This is a genomic window from Pseudomonas sp. S4_EA_1b (genome assembly GCF_016307435.1).
In the GTDB taxonomy this organism is placed as follows: domain Bacteria; phylum Pseudomonadota; class Gammaproteobacteria; order Pseudomonadales; family Pseudomonadaceae; genus Aquipseudomonas; species Aquipseudomonas rhodesiae.
In genome coordinates this window covers 17,256-35,519 of record NZ_JAEILC010000082.1, presented here as the reverse complement: position 1 = coordinate 35,519, position 18,264 = coordinate 17,256, and the positions used below count along the sequence as shown (strand labels likewise).

General features: G+C 63.0%; 7 protein-coding genes. 4 read left to right on the top strand and 3 right to left on the bottom strand.

The annotated features are described in order from the left end of the window. Positions 1-22: 22 nt before the first annotated feature. Genes YA0848_RS23790 through YA0848_RS23780 form a run of 3 tightly spaced genes read right to left on the bottom strand, consistent with a single transcriptional unit; the run spans position 23 to position 12,081 of the window. On the bottom strand, positions 23-4,507 hold the full coding sequence (locus YA0848_RS23790; protein ID WP_184315676.1) for a SpvB/TcaC N-terminal domain-containing protein: 4,485 nt from the start codon (positions 4,505-4,507) through the stop codon (positions 23-25). Next, on the bottom strand, positions 4,504-9,345 hold the full coding sequence (locus YA0848_RS23785; RefSeq protein WP_169902379.1) for a neuraminidase-like domain-containing protein: 4,842 nt from the start codon (positions 9,343-9,345) through the stop codon (positions 4,504-4,506). The genes YA0848_RS23790 and YA0848_RS23785 overlap by 4 nt, the downstream gene beginning before the upstream one ends. Positions 9,346-9,378: 33 nt before the next feature. Further along, positions 9,379-12,081, bottom strand: a complete 2,703-nt coding sequence (locus tag YA0848_RS23780) for a Tc toxin subunit A (RefSeq protein WP_232925169.1) — start codon at positions 12,079-12,081, stop codon at positions 9,379-9,381. A gap of 235 nt (positions 12,082-12,316) precedes the next feature. Between YA0848_RS23780 and trhO the strand changes: the two genes are divergently transcribed. From trhO to YA0848_RS23760, 4 genes are all read left to right on the top strand, one after another. After that, complete coding sequence (trhO, locus tag YA0848_RS23775) at positions 12,317-13,258, top strand: oxygen-dependent tRNA uridine(34) hydroxylase TrhO (protein WP_034099294.1); 942 nt, start codon at positions 12,317-12,319, stop codon at positions 13,256-13,258. A gap of 3 nt (positions 13,259-13,261) precedes the next feature. After that, positions 13,262-13,897 carry a DsbA family protein gene (locus YA0848_RS23770; protein WP_034099292.1) on the top strand — a complete coding sequence of 212 codons (636 nt, stop codon included), beginning with the start codon at positions 13,262-13,264 and terminating at the stop codon, positions 13,895-13,897. Continuing rightward, a complete protein-coding gene (locus tag YA0848_RS23765) occupies positions 13,890-15,710 on the top strand; it encodes an ABC transporter ATP-binding protein (protein ID WP_169902378.1) in 1,821 nt (606 codons plus the stop codon). Before YA0848_RS23770 ends, YA0848_RS23765 begins: the two co-directional genes overlap by 8 nt. Positions 15,711-15,780: 70 nt before the next feature. After that, positions 15,781-18,243: an EAL domain-containing protein gene (locus YA0848_RS23760; protein ID WP_169902377.1), complete on the top strand. Its 2,463-nt coding sequence runs from the start codon at positions 15,781-15,783 to the stop codon at positions 18,241-18,243. The last annotated feature ends 21 nt before the right edge of the window (positions 18,244-18,264 follow it).

The window sequence follows — 18,264 nt, the reverse complement described above, 5'->3', positions numbered from 1 at the left end:
GGTCCCCTGGCAGCCGCGCGGCTCACGGCTCGGCGGTGTCGTTTTCATCCTCGCTGACCGTGTACCAGGCCCAATAGCTGCTGCGCGTGAGCGAACCGTTGGCGTTGAGCGTGCGCACCAGGCGGCCTGTTGCATCGTAGACGTGCTGGTCGCATACGCCGAAGCTGCGCAGTGACGCGTCGTCGATAAAACCAGGCCGGTCGGCGAAATACGGCCGGTATACGCGGATGGGCAAACCTCGCGGGTTGTATTCGACCCGTTCACTGACGCGCCAGCGCGGATCGGCGCTGACCTGCTGGAGGCGCTGGTTTTCCGCGATCAATGTGCCGTCCGCCGCCACGGCGTGGGCAAGGCCGGGCTCGGTCTTCTGTTTGCTTTGTAGTGCGCGACCCCAGCCGTCCCAATGGGTCAGCCGTTGGTGAATCTGCCTGGCTTGGTCGTCGGGGTAACGATCGGCCTGCAGCATCAGGCAATGCACCGGCTCGCGCTGCGCCTGGTTGATCAAGCGGTACAGGGCCTGCTGTTCCTGACTGGCGGCCGCGCCGATCTTTTTCAGACGCAGCCGGGCGGTGGCGCGGATCTGCCCGCCCGGCAGCAGGTAGTTCTGGCTCACCCATGATGGGCGCAGGTCGGCCTGGGCAACGGTGCCCATCCAACTGAATGGCGCATACACCCAGGCACTGGCGGCGCCGCCGAGTAAGGTCTCGGGCTTTTGAATCACCTGGGCCATCGGCAGCGCCTGCGTATGGCCGAGGGAGGACAACGACGCAAAGCCCACAGCTTTGCCAGCCTCCTGTCCGTGAATACTGCTGACCATTACCCGCGCGAAGCCGTCATAGCGCACCTCCTGCTGTGTGCCGTTGGGGTCCACCACCTTGACCGGCAGCAGCAGGCGGTAATCGTAAGTGGCCTGGGTCACGCAACCGTCTGCTTGGGTGATCTGGTTGACGTGACACCAATATGGGTCGTAATCCAGCGTGGTTTCACCCGCATCCTCGGTCAGGCGCCAACTGCGCAGGCGGTAAAAGCGCTTGGCACTCAGGTAGCGGGGGAACTGCCGGCGTACCGACCACAGGCGCGGTGGCGCACTTTGTTCCGCCGCGTTGGCGAAAAAAAACACCGCCATGGGCTGGTAGCCCAGGTCCTGCAATTGGCTGTCGGTGTCCCAAGTCGGCTGGCCCGGCAGGCTGGGGATCTGTCTGTACGCAGCCAGGGCTTGGGGATCGAGTTCGGCGGTTTCCAGGTAGTCGCTGAGGGCTTGGAACGTGGCGACCCCCGGCGCGAGGGTTTTGCCCTTGCCGCCCGGCTCGCGGTAGTGCTGTACCGACAAGCCACTGAGTTCACGCGGTGCTTGCGGCCCCAGCGGCCCGCTGTGGCGGTCGATAAAGCGTTCATAGCGCACGGCCGCATCCGTGAGGCCGTGCGCCGCTTCGCCCTTGGGCAAAGTCCAGGTATTGGTGCGATGGCGATAGGGCAGGGCCAGGCGCCATTGATCCGGTTGATCGTGATGAATCCACTGGCTCAGGGTTTCGCTCAGGTAATAACGCTGTTGCGCGCTGTCGTGGGTATCCCGCCACCATTGTTGGGCGTGGGGATCGGTGAGGTGTGCCGGCGGCGTGTCGTCGGCGGTTTTTCGCCGCGCGTGGTGCACCGTGACGCTGTGCACCGGGCAACCATAGGCGTCCCAGCGCAGGTTGAGTTGGTGTTGGCACACCGGATCGTCGCGCACCTGTTCGTAGCGGCACTCCACGTTCTCCAGCCTCAGCGGCAGCAGCCGTGCCCAGGGCTGTGCGCCGTGTGCGGGGGCCAAGCGGCGCACCAGATAGCGATGCTGCTGCACGGAAAACGGCACGCCGTCGGCGGCATCCAGCGCAAACAGTTCCTCCCGCAGTGGCAGGCCCCTGAGCGCATAGGCGGCCTCGCGCCGTTCCTGGAGCGTGGGGGCCGTGATCAGGCGGTCTCGGTGGTCGGTGGGCTGCGCCGTGTTGGGCGTGGTGGGCTGCCCGAGTAAGGTCGGGCCCAGGGTGATTTCGTCAGGGTCGTGGGTGCTGTAGCCGTCGCGGGGCATGTCGAGCGCCTGGCCGGTGTGGAACCAGCGCTTGCTCAGCAAACCGCCGACGGGGAGGTCGCTGTCCCGCTGCAGCACTAGGCCGAAGCCGTGGAATGCACGTTCGTCGGCGGCGTAATACGCCTGTCGATAGCTCAAGTGCTGTGTCAGCGTGTTACCGGTGATCTCGTCGTGCTGCATGTGCTGTTTGACCACGTCCAAAGTGAACGGCAACCGACTGACGGGACGCGTTCCGGCGTCCTTAAGCTCCTTTTTCTCGTCCAGCCATTCCTGGGCGCTGCTGCGGTATCTCACCTGGGCCACCGTGCCCAGGTTATTGCACGTATAACGCAGCAGTCCCGGTTTGGCGTCGAAAAAGTCGTAGATCCAGTGACGCGGACGCGGGTGCATGACGCTGATGACCAGGCTGACAAAACCCTGCCCGCGTACATCCGCCAGGCTGACCTGACAGCGTTCGTCGTGCTGCACCCCGGCAGGCCAGGGCAACAGCAACGGCGTGGCGGCGAACCCATTGCCGCTTCGGTTAAGGTAAATGCGCACGGCATCGGGGGTCAGGTACAGCAGGTCGCTGGCGCCGCAGCCGTCCAAGTCGGCGAGCAACACATTGGCCGGGTTGAACGCGCTATGCCGGAACGGCAGCGTGGCCAGCACCCGGCCCTTGCCGAAGCGGCCACGGCCCAGGTTGGGCCAGCACTTGATCTCGTCGTGGCGGATGCGCACCAGGTGCGGCTGACCGCTGCCGAGCACATCGCTGAAGCCCACCCAATCGCTGGGTGATGGGCTCAATGAAGGCAAGTCATCGTCCTCGACCACATGCGCCACCTCGATGCCGGCGGCAAAGCCCTTAGCTTGTTGATGGGCATATAGGCGCACGCTGCGCGGACCCACCAACGCCAGGTCGGCCAAGCCGCTGCCCATCAAGTCGGCGAACACCGCGTCGCGGTGCAGCAACTCCACGGGCAATGCCTCGAAAGGGATAAAACGCGCTTCGTCCGGGTGTGGGTCAAGTCGGAAAAAACCGCGCATGCCCGGTTGCGCCGTAACCCACTCCGGGCGGCCGTCGCCATCCACATCCAGCAACGCCTGGACGCGCGGGCGCGACGGCCCGATTTCCGGTTTGACCGGCAACGTCTGGGCCGGGCCGTAACCGACGGCATCGGCGTCGGCGGCGTCCACGGCCCGCACGGGCGCGCGGTAATACCAGGCGTGGTCAGTGCGGTATACCAACCCCGGCACGCCTTCGCCGTAGAGGTCGAGCAACTGGTATCCATGGCCGGGGAACGCCTCAAACGGTCGATAACGTGTGCTGTCCAGCTTCAATGCGACGCTCTGGTACAGGTATTCCTGGGGCGGTTGATAGCTGAGCGTGCCGTGGGCATCCACCGCCTGCTCGTGGGTGGCCATCAGCTGGGTCAAGCCATTGCGGCCGACGTGATGTTCGAGCAGCAGGCGTTTGACCAACACTGGGTCGGGCCCCATGCCCGGCTCGTCGGGGAACGCGTGAAACATCAGGATTTGTCGACACAGGCGCAACGTGCGCTGTTCAAAACCGTAGGCGTAGCGGGAAAACGGGTCCTGGCGCACGGCCCAGTCAGTGGTCGGCGCATAGGTAGGCACCTGGTCGAAAGCGGCGCTGCGCTGCCCATAGTCGAATATCAGATGAAAGTGCCAGGCTTGGCGCGAGAGGTCGTCGGTCTTGAACAGGTACGGCGTGGCTTTTTCCCGGGCGCTGACATTGCCGTAATACACACTGTACAGATAGCGCTGGGCTCGGCTGTCATGGGGGAATGTGCGGGTATCGGTTTCGGCCTGATAGCGATAGCCGATATGTTCGCCGTGCGCATTGAGGCTTTCCTCCAGCAGCCATTGCGCCACATGCGTGGGGTGTTCGGGGTCGGCAATGCGCGCCGCGAGGGTTTTGCCGTACAGGTGCTGGGTGCCGTCGCTGGCCTGCACCCGCCAGAAGCCGGCGGGGTCGAGGGCCGAGTGCCAATGTTCGATGCGCGCGAAGTCGCTTTCCACCCTGGGGAAGTGGCGGGTAACGGTGTAAGTCGTGCCCAGCGCCTGTTGATTGAAGGTGTCGCGCTGGGTCTGCACCGGCGTGCCGTTGGCGTCGCACTCGGGCATCCATGCCTGGGCGTCCGGCCCCAGCAGGGTGTCGGCCTCGGTATAACTCGGCACGGCACGCCGGGTGCAACGGGTCACGGCCGCGACGTTGACGTCCCAACCGAAGCCGAACGCACTGTTGCCGGCGTTGCTACGGTAGGTGAGGGCGAGTGCCGGTGCGTAGCCGCGACCGGGGCTGATCGGCAGCGCGATCTCCAGGCGCGCGACACCGTCGGCGCCGACAGGCGCCCAGCCCTTGGCGGCGCCTGGTGGTGTGCCGCTGTTGGGCAGCGTCGGCAGTTGGATAGGCGATGGATTAGCGGGGGTACTCATGCGTCGCTCCTCGCAGGTCGGGTGGTGTAGCGCACATGCACAATGATGTCGGTGATCGATTCCAGCAGGTTTTTTTGGCGTTGCGGATGGGGAAAATCCAGGCGCCAGGAGGACACGGCACCGGTGTATTCGAACGGCAGGTAGCGCGGGTCGTTATCGAAGTCGAGGCTGAACTGGCCGTTGTCGTCCAGCCCCCGCGACAACGCGATCTGCTGGCGCGCGCGCCATTCGGTACGCGGGCCGCCACTGGCGCTATCCACTTCGTTGCGGGTTTGGGTCAGGGTGGCCTTGATGTCCTCGTAGGGCCCCAGGGTGCCGGGCAATGACAGGCTGACCTGCTTGATGCGGCGCAAGGTGTGGCCGGGGTAATCCTCATCGAACAACGCTCTGGTCAGCTCGAAACACAAGGTGCCGTGCTGCACCAGCGCGGCTTTGTGATCGGCCCAGGTCTTGGTGGGCAAGGTGTTCGGGCTTAACTGCGGGACCATCACCCCGCACTCGATCAGGCGATGGCGCAGCGACACGGTTTTGCTGATCTCCAGCTCCCTCGGCGTATGTTGCAGGTACGCCGCATTCATGCGCAGCAGGTTCAACTTCAAGGCTTCGGCGCTCAGCAAGCCGTGGTGGGCCTGGCGCCAACTGTCTGCTGAAAAGAACGTGCGCTGTTCGGCGGTTTCGTACTGCCAGCACGCTTCGGCGGCCAGGCACAGTGATTGGGCGCTGTCATGCAGGGCGTAATAGAAAGTGCCCAACTGTGTATTGAGCCACTCATACAGCTGGGCCCGGGCGGTGCGGGTGCTCAGCAGTTGATAGGTCGACTGGGCCTGGGCCAGGGCCGTCTGGGCACTGCGCAGGTGCAGGCGGGTGGCTTTTTCCTGTTCGGCCTGGGTATGCAGCAAGGCGTCGATCTGCGCCAGTTCCAGGCGCGCTTGTTGCTCGGCATGGGCCCAGTCCTGGGCGCGCCGGTTGAACTGCTCGGTGCGCTCCAGCTCGTTGGCGTTGGCGCGGGCAGCGTTGGCCTCGCCCTGGGCGAACGCCTGATAGCCTTGAAACAATCCCTCAAAACGCATGCCGCCAAAGGCGGTGCCGAAAATGTTCGGCGCCAGCATGGCGGCACCGGCGCCCATGCCGGCGATGGCCACTTTGCGCTCCCAGGCGGCGCTTTCGAGGTACTGCTGGCCGGCGGCGATTTCACCGGCGCTGATGCCTTCGTTGAGCCGTTGGGTCAGGAAGTCCAGGCGCCCCTTGATCACCGCACGGCTGTGCAGCAAGGCTTGGCGGTTTTTTTCGTCGATCGCCAGCGCCTGGGTATGCTGGGTCACCACCAGGCTGGCCAGCTCCCAAGCCTGCTGTTGTTGCACGTCGAGCAGGTGCGCCTGCTCTTTGCGTTCGATCAGCGCCAGCAGCGTGGCGCCGAACTGCGCCAGGCTGTCGACCGCATTCATGGCGTGCCCGGCTATGACCTGGAAGCGGTAGTGGCCGACTTCCGGGCGCGTCGTCAAAGGTGCCTCGGCGCCACCCATGGCACTGTGCGCCGCCCGCGCGAGCAGCGCGGCAGGCGCTAAAGGCGCGGCGAACAACGACGGGCGCAACGGCTTGCCGGTGATGTCCAAGTGGGTGCGCAAGCCGTGCAGGCGCGCGTCCAGAGTGTCCCAACGCGCCACCTGTTGCGGGCTTAAAGGACGTTGCAGGTAGGGGCTGTCCATAAGCCAGGCGCGCTGGCCGAAGGTGACACACTGGCGCGACAACGAGCGCAAGTACTCCGGGCGGTGCTCCAGCGCGCGTATGGCCAGCGCTGCGGTACTGGCCAGGTCACCGAGGGCGCGCGGGGTCCAAGTATCGGCGCGGGTCAGCGTCGGGCGCGTGCCCAGCAGGTGCTGCGCCTGGCGGTACCAGAGCTTGGCTTCGGCCAGGCTGTCGGGGCTTAACTGACGATAGGCCGCGTCGCCGCGGTTGATCAGGATATCCACATTGAGCAAATGCAATGCCTTGCGCAGGTAACGCGGAAAACTCAGGGCCAGCTCATGGGGCTGCTCGGGCTGCATGCAGGCGTAACTCAGCTCCACAGGGGCGGCTGTCAGCGCGCTCAGTGTGCCGGTATGCGGCTGGCGAGGGTTGTATAGCCCGTGCAGCCAACGTTCTGCTTCGGCGTATTGCTGTTGCCGGTTGAGCTGATGGGCGATGGTCCACGGCACGTAGATCAACAGCTCCCGCAGGTACTGGCCGTGCGCTCCGTGGAAGTCCGCCGATTGCGCTGCAACCCCGTCAACCGCTGTGAAACCACAGGCAAGCGGCGGATCAAGCGCGGCCGTGGCGGTCTTGAACAGTTGGCTGGCGAGGCGGCTGTTCAGTGGGATCGCCGGCAGCGACGGTTTGAGGCTCGCGGAAAAGTCGAGGACTTCGAGGCGCTCCCCGCTTTCCTCGCGCAGGGAGCTGATCCGCGGGGAACGGGCCGGTTGGGTAACGCTCAGGGAGTGGCTGAGGGTGCAGGTGACGGCCTTGAGCGCATACCCCAGCACCCGTGCGCCATCCTCTTGGCTCTCCAGGGTAATCACGCCGTGGATCACCGTGACCGCCGAGGACGGTTGCCCACTGGGCAGTTTGATCCGTGTGGTCGTGACGTGCCCGACCGGCAACTCCGGTGCCGAGCCGGCCAGGCTTTCGTGTTCGCTGTCGGTGAAGTTAAGGATCTGCGCAGTGTTGTTGCTGATCGCGTGCGGGGTGGGCCGGTCCTTGAGCCGGGACTGCATGATGACGTGGCGATAAAGCCGGATGGGCATCGACGCGCTGCTGTACACCAATCGCAAGTCATTCACGAAGTGCAGTTTTTTGCTGGAGGATTGATCGCCCGGCAGGCCGTAGTCACTGTAGCGGTCGAGGATTGCCAGCACGTTGTCCTGCGCATGGGCATATAAATGCAGGAAGGCATTCTTGGCGATGAATTTGCCTTCCAGCGAATACTCGGTGATGTTCTTGGTCCCGTCTTGCCCGGCGCGCCAATCCTGAGCGGCCTTCGCTTGGCCCGTCAGGGTGAGCAACAGGCTGCCTTTGTCATAGATGGCATTGGCGAAGGTCTTGCCGGTCTTGGGGTTTTTGAAAAACATCGCGTAGTGCGTGACGTCGACGTCCGAGACGATCGTGCTGTCCAGGATGATGGCCGAGCCCTCGCTCAACTCGACATCGGCCATGGCCGAATCGTGCATGGCTGACTCGGTGACCAAGGTAATGCTCGCTTCGGCATGCCGGGTTTTGAGGGTGACCTTGTAGGTCTGCAAAAAGCGCTTGGCGGTTTTCGAGGTGAATACTACTTCGTTGGTGATCGGGTCGAACGTGGTGCTGATGCTGTCGGCGTCGAGGATGTCCTGGCTTCTGGCTTCGAAATCCCAGGTTTTCAAGGGGGCTTGGGGCGAGCCTTCTGGTGTCAGGGTCAGCACGGGCTCGGTGTAGTCATCCGTCAGGCTGGCCTTGAATTGCAGGCTGTCTTTGTTGATATCGAAGAACAACCCGAAGTAACGGTGGGCGAACGGCGGCAGCAAGGCGCTGGAAAACACATTGGCTTCGTCGAGCCCTCCGAGCAGGGCGGTCTGCAACGGTGTGTTCTGCGTGGACTCGTAAGCCTCCAGCAGACGGATGGTTTCCAACGCAACGGCCGAGCCCGGAACGATCTTGTAACGCCCCGGGCTGCCGGCGGACGCCACCACCTTGACGTCCAGTGCCTGATCGACACTGATGGCTTGGAAGAACTCCCCCGGCTGTTCGCCGCCATGGTTCAACGTGTTGGCGCGTATACCCAGGAACAGACTTTGGGGGCTGCGACTGTCGACCACCGCAATGGTTTGGGTGATGCGCTTGAGTTGTTCGGGGGTGAGCGCATTGATCCCGCGTGTGACGCAATGTTCCTCCAGGCCCACCTGGGGAAGGTTCCAACTGCCGTCGCGTTTTTGATAGGAAAAACACAGGCGCAACTTCACGAAGCGGCTGTTGAGCCATTCGGCGTGGCGCTGTTTATCATCGTCGTCCTCGTCTTCGCCATTGTCGTTTACCGGGCCGTGCACGGCGTGATACGGCGCCGGTTTGATGCACTCGGCCCATACGATAAACAGGCGCTGATTGAACAGCACCGGCCGCACACTGTGGGCCGGAGTGTCGGCGGAAAACGTCAGGTTGATCGGCTTCCAATCGCTCCATGCCCGAGGCGCGGGCGCCCTGGGGTTGGCATTGGAGCGCTTGGACAGGTCCAGCGAGCGCCAGTAATACAGGTCGTCGCTGACCGACTTGCCGACAAAGTAATAGGTGCTGGTGTCCAGTTGTCGCACGTCGCCATCGATGTAGCCGTTGAGGGTCTGTAAGCGCGCGATGTGTTCGAACCGTGCCAGGTAACCTTGCACGGCGCTTTGCACCGTGGCCGGTTGCAGCCGGTGCTGGTTGAGGTCGTTTTCCAGTTGCTCGAAGCTGGCGCTCTTGTCCTCGCGCAGCGTGGGGTCGAGGAAGTGGTGGGGCTGGTAACGCAGTTGCTGACTGGCGCTCCACAGCGGGTAGGTGCGCAGGCTGTCTTGCCAAGCGCGCGCTTCGTCAGGCAACGGGCCCTGTGTTTCGTAGCCCGGTTCCAGCCCGCCCAGGATGCGGTTGATGTAGTGCTGCAGGCTGGTGATCGCACTGGCCACCGGGCTGCTCGGCACGGCCTGGCTGACCTGCACATCCAGCAGCCAATAGTCGTACAGATCCTCTGGGGTACGCAGGGTGGTTTTCAACGGGGCGCTGATGCAATGCGCCAGGTAGAAGCCGAGCATGGCATCGCGGCGGGCTTCGTTGAGACGGTGTTCGAGGGGCTCAGACATAGTCGTTCCTTGAGTCCGGGTGGGAAGCGGCCCTTAGTGGCGCGCGGCAATGACCGCTTCGCCGAGGGCCTTCCATTGGCTGAAGTCGCTGGAGAGGCTCAGGTGGCTTGCGTCCAGCAGGGCCTGGCAGGGCAGGCGCGTGGCGGCGCACGCTTGGTGGCAGCGCAGGATCCAATCCAACTGATCCATGGCCGTGACACGCCCGGTGGGCAAGGTATCGGTGAGCACCCGCAGTTCTGTTTCGCTCCAGCCCAGCCAGTGGCTCAGTTGTGTGTCGAGTGGCTGCGCGCCATTGCCGTTGGCGCGCCGAAAGAAGTCCAGAAGCTCGTCCTGGGTCAGGCCCCAGGTGTCGCAGCACGCCTTGAAGCGCTGCAATAAATACAGAGTGCCCAGGTTCAGTTCGAGCAGGGTCGACGGCGCCAGCGCGCGGTCCAGCCAATGGGGGTTGAGCAGCAGTTGACGCAATGACGTGTCGTTCATCGGCAAGGCCAGCAGTGTGGTGACATCCGGCGCCAGCAGGATCAGGTGCTTGAGCGCGGGCGGGGTTTTTGCGCTGTTGAGGAACTGGTTGTAGTAAAGCGTGAGCTCCTTGCTGTAGGGCGTCGGCACCGGGGTATCCAGGAACTGCTGGATGCACACGCGTTGGCCTTTGTCCGCGATGCGTTGCAGCCAGGGCGTCAGTCGATCCTTGGCTTGCTGTTTGAGGACTGCGTCCTGGGCGGGCACCGGGCTCAGGCTCAAGGCCGCAATCGCCTGGTCCAGGGCAAGCGAGGGTTGTCGAGGTTGGGACAGGTCCGCTGACGCTCCGAACGCCTGGGCGAGCACGCCGGCCCATTCGATGGGGGGCAGGTTGTCGGCGGTAGCCGGCTGCGGCAACGGCGCCAGTTGCCAGGCCGACGGCAGTTCATAGGGGGGGTGACGCAGCAAATCGACCCAGCGCGCCAGGGCCGGGTTCTCGCTGACCGGCTCCAGCAACAGACGCTGGCGCAATTGGGGGACGCTGGTGTGGCTGTCCTTGAGCCAAGTGACGGCCCAATCCAGTTGCATAAGCCCGTCGAGAAAGTCTGCGGCAACACGTTCCCCGCTGCGCAAGGTCGGGGCGGTCAAGTGGCTCCACGTCGCAGGGCCGAGCAGGTCGGCCAACTGTCGGCAGTGCTGCACCGACAGGCCGAAGGTGCGCGCGATGTGTGCCTGCCGATACAGCGCCGAGTAGGTCGCCAGGTTACGCAGCACCGGGGTGGGGCAGGCGTCGATCAGCAGGTGCAACGAGTTCGGCGTGTCGGTGAGTTCGAGCGCGGCGCACAGGCGCTGGCGGGTCGGCCTATCCAACACCTGGTCGTCCAGCGGCAGGGGTTGGCTGCCTACCGGTGTGGGATTGAACACCTGGTCGAACAACGGCTGCGCAGTGGCGCTGGCCTGCAACGGCACGCGATCAAGCCAGGCGCTGAATGCCAGGGGCGTCAGTGCATAGCGGCGATTGAGGTAGCGAAACACTCCCAGCGCACGCAGGGTGCCGTGGCTGATACGCAGGTCGGCGTTGATCGGCCGTTCACAGGCCATGGCGCTGACGATCAAGGTATCCAGTTCGGCAAATGGCAAATCGACCCCGTGTTGCAGGCGAATCATGCGCTGCAGGCGGTCGAAGCGCTCATCCGTGATATTGAGCAACTGCGCGTTATTACTCGCCACTGTCATCGGCGACTCATCGGTGCCGTTGACGTAGCGAGCCCCGTAAAGGGGCAACGGCATATCTTTGACCGAGGGGGAGGCATGGGGGGCGAAACGTTCCTCTGCCAGCAACGCGTGCAACTGGGCGGTATTCAGGGCAGTGGCGTCGAGCAGCGCTTGCAGGGTCTGCGGTGCGCCAGCCAGGCCGAAGCAGGTTTGAAACAACGTGCCGGCTTCAAGGGGCGGTTGCAGCAGGAGCGTTTGTAGTCCGGGGTTCAGGTCGCTTAACAGGCATTGCACATCGGGGTTGTGCGTCTGCACCCAGCCATATTGCGCGCTGCCGGCGGCATCGAACGGTAGCCGTTTGCTGATGCGGTAATTCAATTCGCCCACGCGGTGCCGGGTGCCGTCCAGCCCGAGGCGGCATTGGTAGTGGTGATGGTGATACGGCAGCGTCAGGGGGTAGTGCTGGGTACTGAGCAGGCGATACAGCTTCTGGCGCGGATGGTGGTATTTGATGTGTTTGCGCAGCATGTCATCGACCAGCGTCAGCAGGGGGCGCTGGGTGAAGGTGCTGTCGTGGTCGATCACCAGTGCTTCCAGATCCGGGCGACGTTGGCTCAGCAGGACTTTATCGCAGGTGCCCACGCCGTTCTGTTCCAGCTGCCGCGCGAACAGGTACAGCGTGCGCAGATAAGCCACCGGCGAATCGAGCGCGGCGAGCGCATCGGGCGCGCAGGCATTGGCCCAGTCTTCAGCCAGCAGGGATGACCCGCTCGCGTCCAGCTCGCGCTTGCTGCGTGCGGGCGGCGCGTCGGTCGGCTGCAGCTCGTACAGCCATTGCAGCTGGGTGGCGTAGGCCAGCGCGGTGTCGTAGGCCTGGGCGCCATCGTCATCGTTGACGCGGCCCAGTTGCCGGATGAAGTCGGCGCGGGGCAGGCGCACAATGTCAAAGACGCTGGTAACGCCGAGTTGATGCAGGGCCGTGCTGAAGTCGACCTTCCCCTCGCCTGGAGGGGCGGGCCGTTCCAGCAGTCTGGCCAACAGAGGACTGCTTAGAGTGTGCATGACAACGATCTTCCAGTGAGCCCACCAGTGGATCCAATGGGCAACGCCTGACGCTATCACGCAGGTTTTACGGCCGAGGTCGGCCAATGCCGCGCGGGTGTCGAGGAAATATCGGCGACTGAGTGTCGATGCGGCGCCGCCGGGGTTTTGCTAGAATGCGCGCCGCGCGGCCTGGCCCGCGTTTTTTTGCATCCGGTTCACCCTTTACGAGGGTAGCCACCTGGAGAGAACACCCATGACTCAACCGATTGTCGTGGCGGCACTGTATAAGTTCGTCACCCTCGAAGATTACGTTGCCTTGCGCGAGCCCCTGTTGCAGGCGATGGTCGACAACGGCATCAAAGGCACCCTGCTGATCGCCGAAGAAGGCATCAACGGCACCGTTTCCGGCAGCCGCGAAGGCATCGATGGCCTGATCGCCTGGTTGAAGACCGACCCGCGCATGGTCGACCTCGACCACAAAGAGTCGTACTGCGACGAGCAGCCGTTCTACCGCACCAAGGTCAAGCTCAAGAAAGAGATCGTGACCCTGGGCGTCGAAGGCGTCGACCCCAACAAGCAGGTCGGCACTTATGTCGATCCCAAGGACTGGAACGCGCTGATCAGCGATCCGGAAGTGTTGTTGATCGACACCCGCAATGACTACGAAGTGTCCATCGGCACCTTTGAAGGCGCGATCGACCCGAAAACCACCAGTTTTCGCGAATTTCCTGACTACATCAAAGCCCACTTCGACCCGGCCAAGCACAAGAAGGTCGCGATGTTCTGCACCGGCGGCATTCGGTGCGAGAAAGCCTCGAGCTACATGCTCAGCGAAGGCTTCGATGAGGTGTACCACCTCAAGGGCGGCATCCTGAAGTACCTCGAAGAGGTGCCGCAGGAAGAAACCAAGTGGCAGGGCGATTGCTTTGTGTTCGATAACCGCGTGACCGTGCGCCACGACTTGAGCGAAGGCGACTACGATCAATGTCATGCCTGTCGTACACCGGTCAGTGTCTCCGACCGCGCATCCGAACACTATGTGGCCGGCATCAGTTGCCCGCACTGCTGGGATAAGCTGCCGGAGAAAACCCGTCGCAGCGCGATCGACCGGCAAAAGCAGATTGAGCTGGCCAAGGCCCGCAACATGCCGCACCCGATTGGCTACAACTACAAGCAAACCCCTTCCGAGGCCTGAGCCATGTCCGCGCGCCTGCTCTACGTAATGGACCCGATGTGTTCCTGGTGCTGGGGCTTTGCCCCGGTGGCGCAGGCCCTGGTAGAGCAGGCCCAAGTGGCCGGCGTCGACGTACATCTGGTGGTGGGCGGCTTGCGCACCGGCAGCGGCGCGGCGCTGGAACCGACCACGCGGCGCTATATTCTCGAACACTGGCAAGCCGTCACCGACGCCACCGGCCAGCCGTTCAAGCGCGAAGGGGCGCTGCCCGATGGCTTTGTCTATGACACGGAGCCTGCGTGCCGCGCCATCGTCACCGCGCGTAGCCTGGCGCCGGATTGCGCATGGAAGCTGTTGGGGCTGATCCAGCAGGCGTTCTATGTCGAAGGCCGCGACGTGACCCTGGCCAAGGTGTTGGTGGAGCTGGCCGAACAGGCCGGCATCCCGCGTATCGAGTTTGCCGGCGAGTTCGATCGCGCCGAGCAACACGCCGCCACGGCCGCCGATTTTACCTGGGTGCAGGATTTGGGCATCGCCGGTTTCCCGACGCTGCTGGCCGAGCGCGACGGCCAGTTAGCGCTGCTGACCAATGGTTATCAGCCGCTGTCCGAGTTGTCGCCCTTGCTGGCCCGATGGCTGAAGCGAGGCGCCTGTGCATGACCAGCCCGCCACGCCCGAGCAGCCCAAGCGCACCGACCGACTGACCTGGGCGGAAATTCGCCGCCTGGCCCTGCGTCACAAGAAATCCCTGTGGATCGCCAATGGTGTCGCCGTGCTGGCGACCCTGTGCAGCGTGCCCATCCCTTTGCTGTTGCCGTTACTGGTGGACGAAGTCCTGCTGGGCCGTGGCGATGCCGCGCTCAAGGTGATGAACCACGCGCTGCCCCTGGGTTGGCAGAAAGCCGCCGGCTACATTGGCCTGATGCTGCTGGTGACCTTGCTGCTGCGCTGCGGCGCGCTGCTGTTCAACGTGGTGCAGGCGCGGCTGTTCGCACGGTTGGCCAAGGACATCGTGTACCGTATTCGCGTGCGCCTGATCGAACGGCTCAAACGCATCTCCCTGGGCGAATACGAAAGCCTGGGCAGCGGCACGGTGACCACGCACCTGGTCACCGACCTGGACACGCTGGACAAATTCGTTGGCGAAACCCTGAGCCGTTTCCTGGTGGCGATGCTGACGCTGGTCGGCACCTCGGCGATCCTGATGTGGATGCACTGGCAACTGGCGCTGCTGATCCTGCTGTTCAACCCGCTGGTGATCTACGCCACGGTGCAATTGGGCAAGCGCGTCAAACACCTGAAGAAACTCGAAAACGACAGCACCTCGCGTTTCACCCAGGCCCTGACCGAAACCCTCGACGCCATCCAGGAGGTACGCGCCGGCAACCGCCAGGGCTTCTTTCTAGGGCGGCTCGGCCAGCGCGCCCAGGAAGTGCGCGACTACGCCATCCACTCGCAATGGAAAACCGACGCCTCCAGCCGCGCCAGCGGGTTGCTGTTCCAGTTCGGCATCGACATCTTCCGTGCGGCGGCGATGCTTACCGTGCTGTTTTCCGACCTGTCCATCGGCCAGATGCTCGCGGTGTTCAGCTACCTGTGGTTCATGATCGGCCCGGTGGAGCAATTGCTGAACCTGCAATACGCCTATTACGCAGCGGGCGGTGCGCTGACGCGCATCAATGAACTTTTGGCGCGTGCCGATGAACCGCAGTATGTCGGCGGCGAAGACCCGTTCAGCGGGCACGACACCGTCGGCATCGAAGTGCGCGGGCTGGATTTCGGTTACGGCGAAGAGTTGGTGCTCGATCAGTTGAACCTGAGCATCGCGCCTGGTGAGAAAGTCGCCATCGTCGGCGCCAGCGGCGGCGGCAAAAGTACGTTGGTGCAACTGCTGCTGGGGCTTTATACGCCCCAGGCCGGCTCCATCTGTTTTGGCGGCGCGACCCAGCAGGCGATTGGCTTGGAGACCATCCGCGAGCACGTCGCGGTGGTGTTGCAGCACCCGGCGCTGTTCAACGACACGGTGCGCGCCAACCTGACCATGGGCCGCGAACGCAGTGACCAGGCTTGCTGGCAGGCGCTGGAAATCGCCCAGCTGGACGCCACCGTCAGGGCCCTGCCTCAGGGGTTGGACAGTGTGGTGGGGCGTTCCGGGGTGCGTTTCTCCGGCGGCCAGCGCCAACGCCTGGCGATTGCGCGGATGGTGCTGGCCGAGCCCAAAGTGGTGATCCTCGATGAAGCCACCTCGGCTCTGGACGCCGCCACCGAATATAACTTGCATCAGGCGCTGGCGCGGTTTCTCAGTGGCCGTACTACACTGATCATCGCCCACCGTCTGTCGGCGGTAAAACAGGCGGACCGGGTATTAGTGTTTGATGGCGGGCACATTGCCGAAGATGGCGACCACCAGCAGCTGATCGCCGATGGCGGCCTTTACGCCAAGCTTTATGGACACTTGCAACAAGTACGTTGATTTAGCTTAGGCTGTGGCAGGGAAGCGGGTTTTAGCGTGCGTATTGAGCAGTGCATATGCAAGGGACTTCATGAAGCGAAAGCGGACTTTCGGAACGCCTCGGCTGCTGGGCATTGTGTGGCCCTTTATCGCAGTCGTGCTGTTTCAGGCATTGCTGGGCTGTGGCAGCCTGTATGTGCTGTCGGCTGTGCGTGGTTACGTGGGCGGCGAGAGTCTGTGGTCCAAGGGCCAGAAAGACGCCATCTATTACCTCACGCTGTACGCCGATAACCGCGACGAAGCCACCTACCTCAAATACCAGCACGCCATCGCCGTGCCTCAGGGCGGGCACGAACTGCGCGTTGCCCTGGACCGCCCAACCCCTGACCTCGATGCCGCACGCCTGGGAATACTCAAGGGCGGCAACCACCCGGACGATGTGTCGAGCGTGATCTGGCTGTACCTGAACTTCCGGCATTTCAGCTACCTGGAAAAAGCCATCGAGTTGTGGACGGTGGGCGATGGCTACCTGGTGCAGCTGGATAACCTGGCCCAGGAGATGCACGCCGCGATCAGCGCCGACCAGGTCAACGCCAACGATGTGCGCCAATGGAAGGCCCGTATCACCGCCATCAACGACGGCGTGACCCCCGCCGCCAAAGCCTTCAGCGATGCCTTGGGCGAAGGCTCGCGGGTGATCCTGCGCCTGCTGTTGATCACCAACCTGACCACTGCCCTGGGCTTGATCGTGCTGGCGTTGTTGCGCACCCACAAGTTATTGAGCCAGCGCCATGCGTTCGCTACAGCGCTGCAGGTGGAAAAGGAACGGGCGCAGATCACTCTGGCGTCGATTGGCGACGGGGTGATCACCACCAACGTCGACGGTGCCATTACCTACATGAACCCGGCGGCCGAGGCACTCACCCATTGGAAGTCGAGCCAGGCCCAGGGCTTGCCCCTGGCGGCGCTGTTCAACCTGCTGGACGACGATGCCCAGCCTGACGGCTTCACCCTGATCGAGCAAATCGTAAAGGGCCAGCTCAGGGGCGGTAGCGAGCATGCCAAGACCATCCAGCGCCTGGACGGCAGCACGGTGTCAGTCACCTTGGTAGGCACGCCGATTCGCAGTGGCGATCGGGTCAGTGGTGCGGTGCTGGTTCTGCACGACATGACGCAGGAGCGGCAGTACATCGCCAACCTGTCGTGGCAGGCGACCCATGACGCCCTGACCGGCCTGGCTAACCGGCGTGAATTCGAATTCCGTCTGGAGCAGGTGTTGTACCCGTTGGCGCATCAGCAGGTTGGGCGCCACGCCTTGATGTTCCTCGACCTGGACCAGTTCAAACTGGTCAACGACACCTGCGGGCATGCGGCGGGCGATGAACTGTTGCGGCATATCTGCGCGCTGCTGCAATCGGACCTGCGCGAGGGCGATACCCTGGCGCGCCTGGGCGGCGATGAGTTCGGCATCTTGCTGGAGAACTGCCCGCCGGCGGCTGCGGAAAAGATCGCCGAGAGCCTGCGCCACACTGTGCAAAGCCTGCATTTTTTATGGAAAGGCCGGCCATTCGTGACCACCGTGAGCATCGGTCTGGTGCATATCTCCCATACCCCGACCACCCTGGAAGCGTCGCTGCGCGCTGCCGACATGGCGTGCTACATGGCCAAAGAGAAGGGGCGCAACCGCGTGCAGGTGTATCACGCCGACGACTCCGAGTTGTCCGTGCGCTTCGGCGAAATGGCCTGGGTGCAGCGCCTGCACATGGCCCTGGAAGAAAACCGCTTCTGCCTGTATTCCCAAGAAATCGCGGCCTTGAACCACACCGAGGGCGGCAGCGGGCATATCGAGATTCTGCTGCGCCTGCATGACGAATCCGGTCGCATCATCCTGCCCGAGAGTTTTATTCCGGCGGCCGAGCGCTATGGCCTGATCACTTCTCTGGATCGCTGGGTGGTGGAGAATGTGTTCGCGATCATTGCCCGCTGCCTGCACGAGCGTCCGGGCCGGCCCATGGCTATGTGTGCGATTAATCTGTCAGGTATTACCATCGGCGATGACGATTTTTTAGGATTTTTACGAGATAAGTTCGCCTCCTATCGCATCCCGCCAGAAATGATTTGTTTTGAAATTACCGAGACTAGTGCGATTGCCAATTTGGCCAGTGCAATTCGTTTTATTAATGAACTCAAAGCCTTAGGTTGCCATTTCTCACTTGATGATTTTTGTGCCGGAATGTCCTCATTCGCGTATCTGAAACATTTACCTGTAGACTTCCTGAAGATCGATGGAAGTTTCGTAAAGGATATGCTGGACGACCCGATTAACCGCGCCATGGTCGAAGTGATCAACCACATCGGCCACGTCATGGGTAAGCGCACAATTGCCGAGTTTGTCGAAACACCCCAAATCGAACAGGCACTGCTCGAAATAGGAGTGGATTACGCTCAGGGCTACCTGATCGAACGACCGCAGTTGTTTACCTTTGATAGCTTGCAATGTCGACCTGTGCGGCCGCAGCCCCTGTTATTCAAGGCGCCCGGCACATTCCGCTGAAACATTTGCCGGTCTGTAAAC

Excerpts from the sequence above, each read along its gene's own strand:
- YA0848_RS23785 (WP_169902379.1), bottom strand. The coding sequence starts at position 9,345 with ATGTCTGAGCCCCTCGAACACCGTCTCAACGAAGCCCGCCGCGATGCC.
- YA0848_RS23770 (WP_034099292.1), top strand. The coding sequence starts at position 13,262 with ATGTCCGCGCGCCTGCTCTACGTAATGGACCCGATGTGTTCCTGGTGC.
- trhO (WP_034099294.1), top strand. The coding sequence starts at position 12,317 with ATGACTCAACCGATTGTCGTGGCGGCACTGTATAAGTTCGTCACCCTC.
- YA0848_RS23780 (WP_232925169.1), bottom strand. The coding sequence starts at position 12,081 with ATGCACACTCTAAGCAGTCCTCTGTTGGCCAGACTGCTGGAACGGCCC.
- YA0848_RS23760 (WP_169902377.1), top strand. The coding sequence starts at position 15,781 with ATGAAGCGAAAGCGGACTTTCGGAACGCCTCGGCTGCTGGGCATTGTG.
- YA0848_RS23790 (WP_184315676.1), bottom strand. The coding sequence starts at position 4,507 with ATGAGTACCCCCGCTAATCCATCGCCTATCCAACTGCCGACGCTGCCC.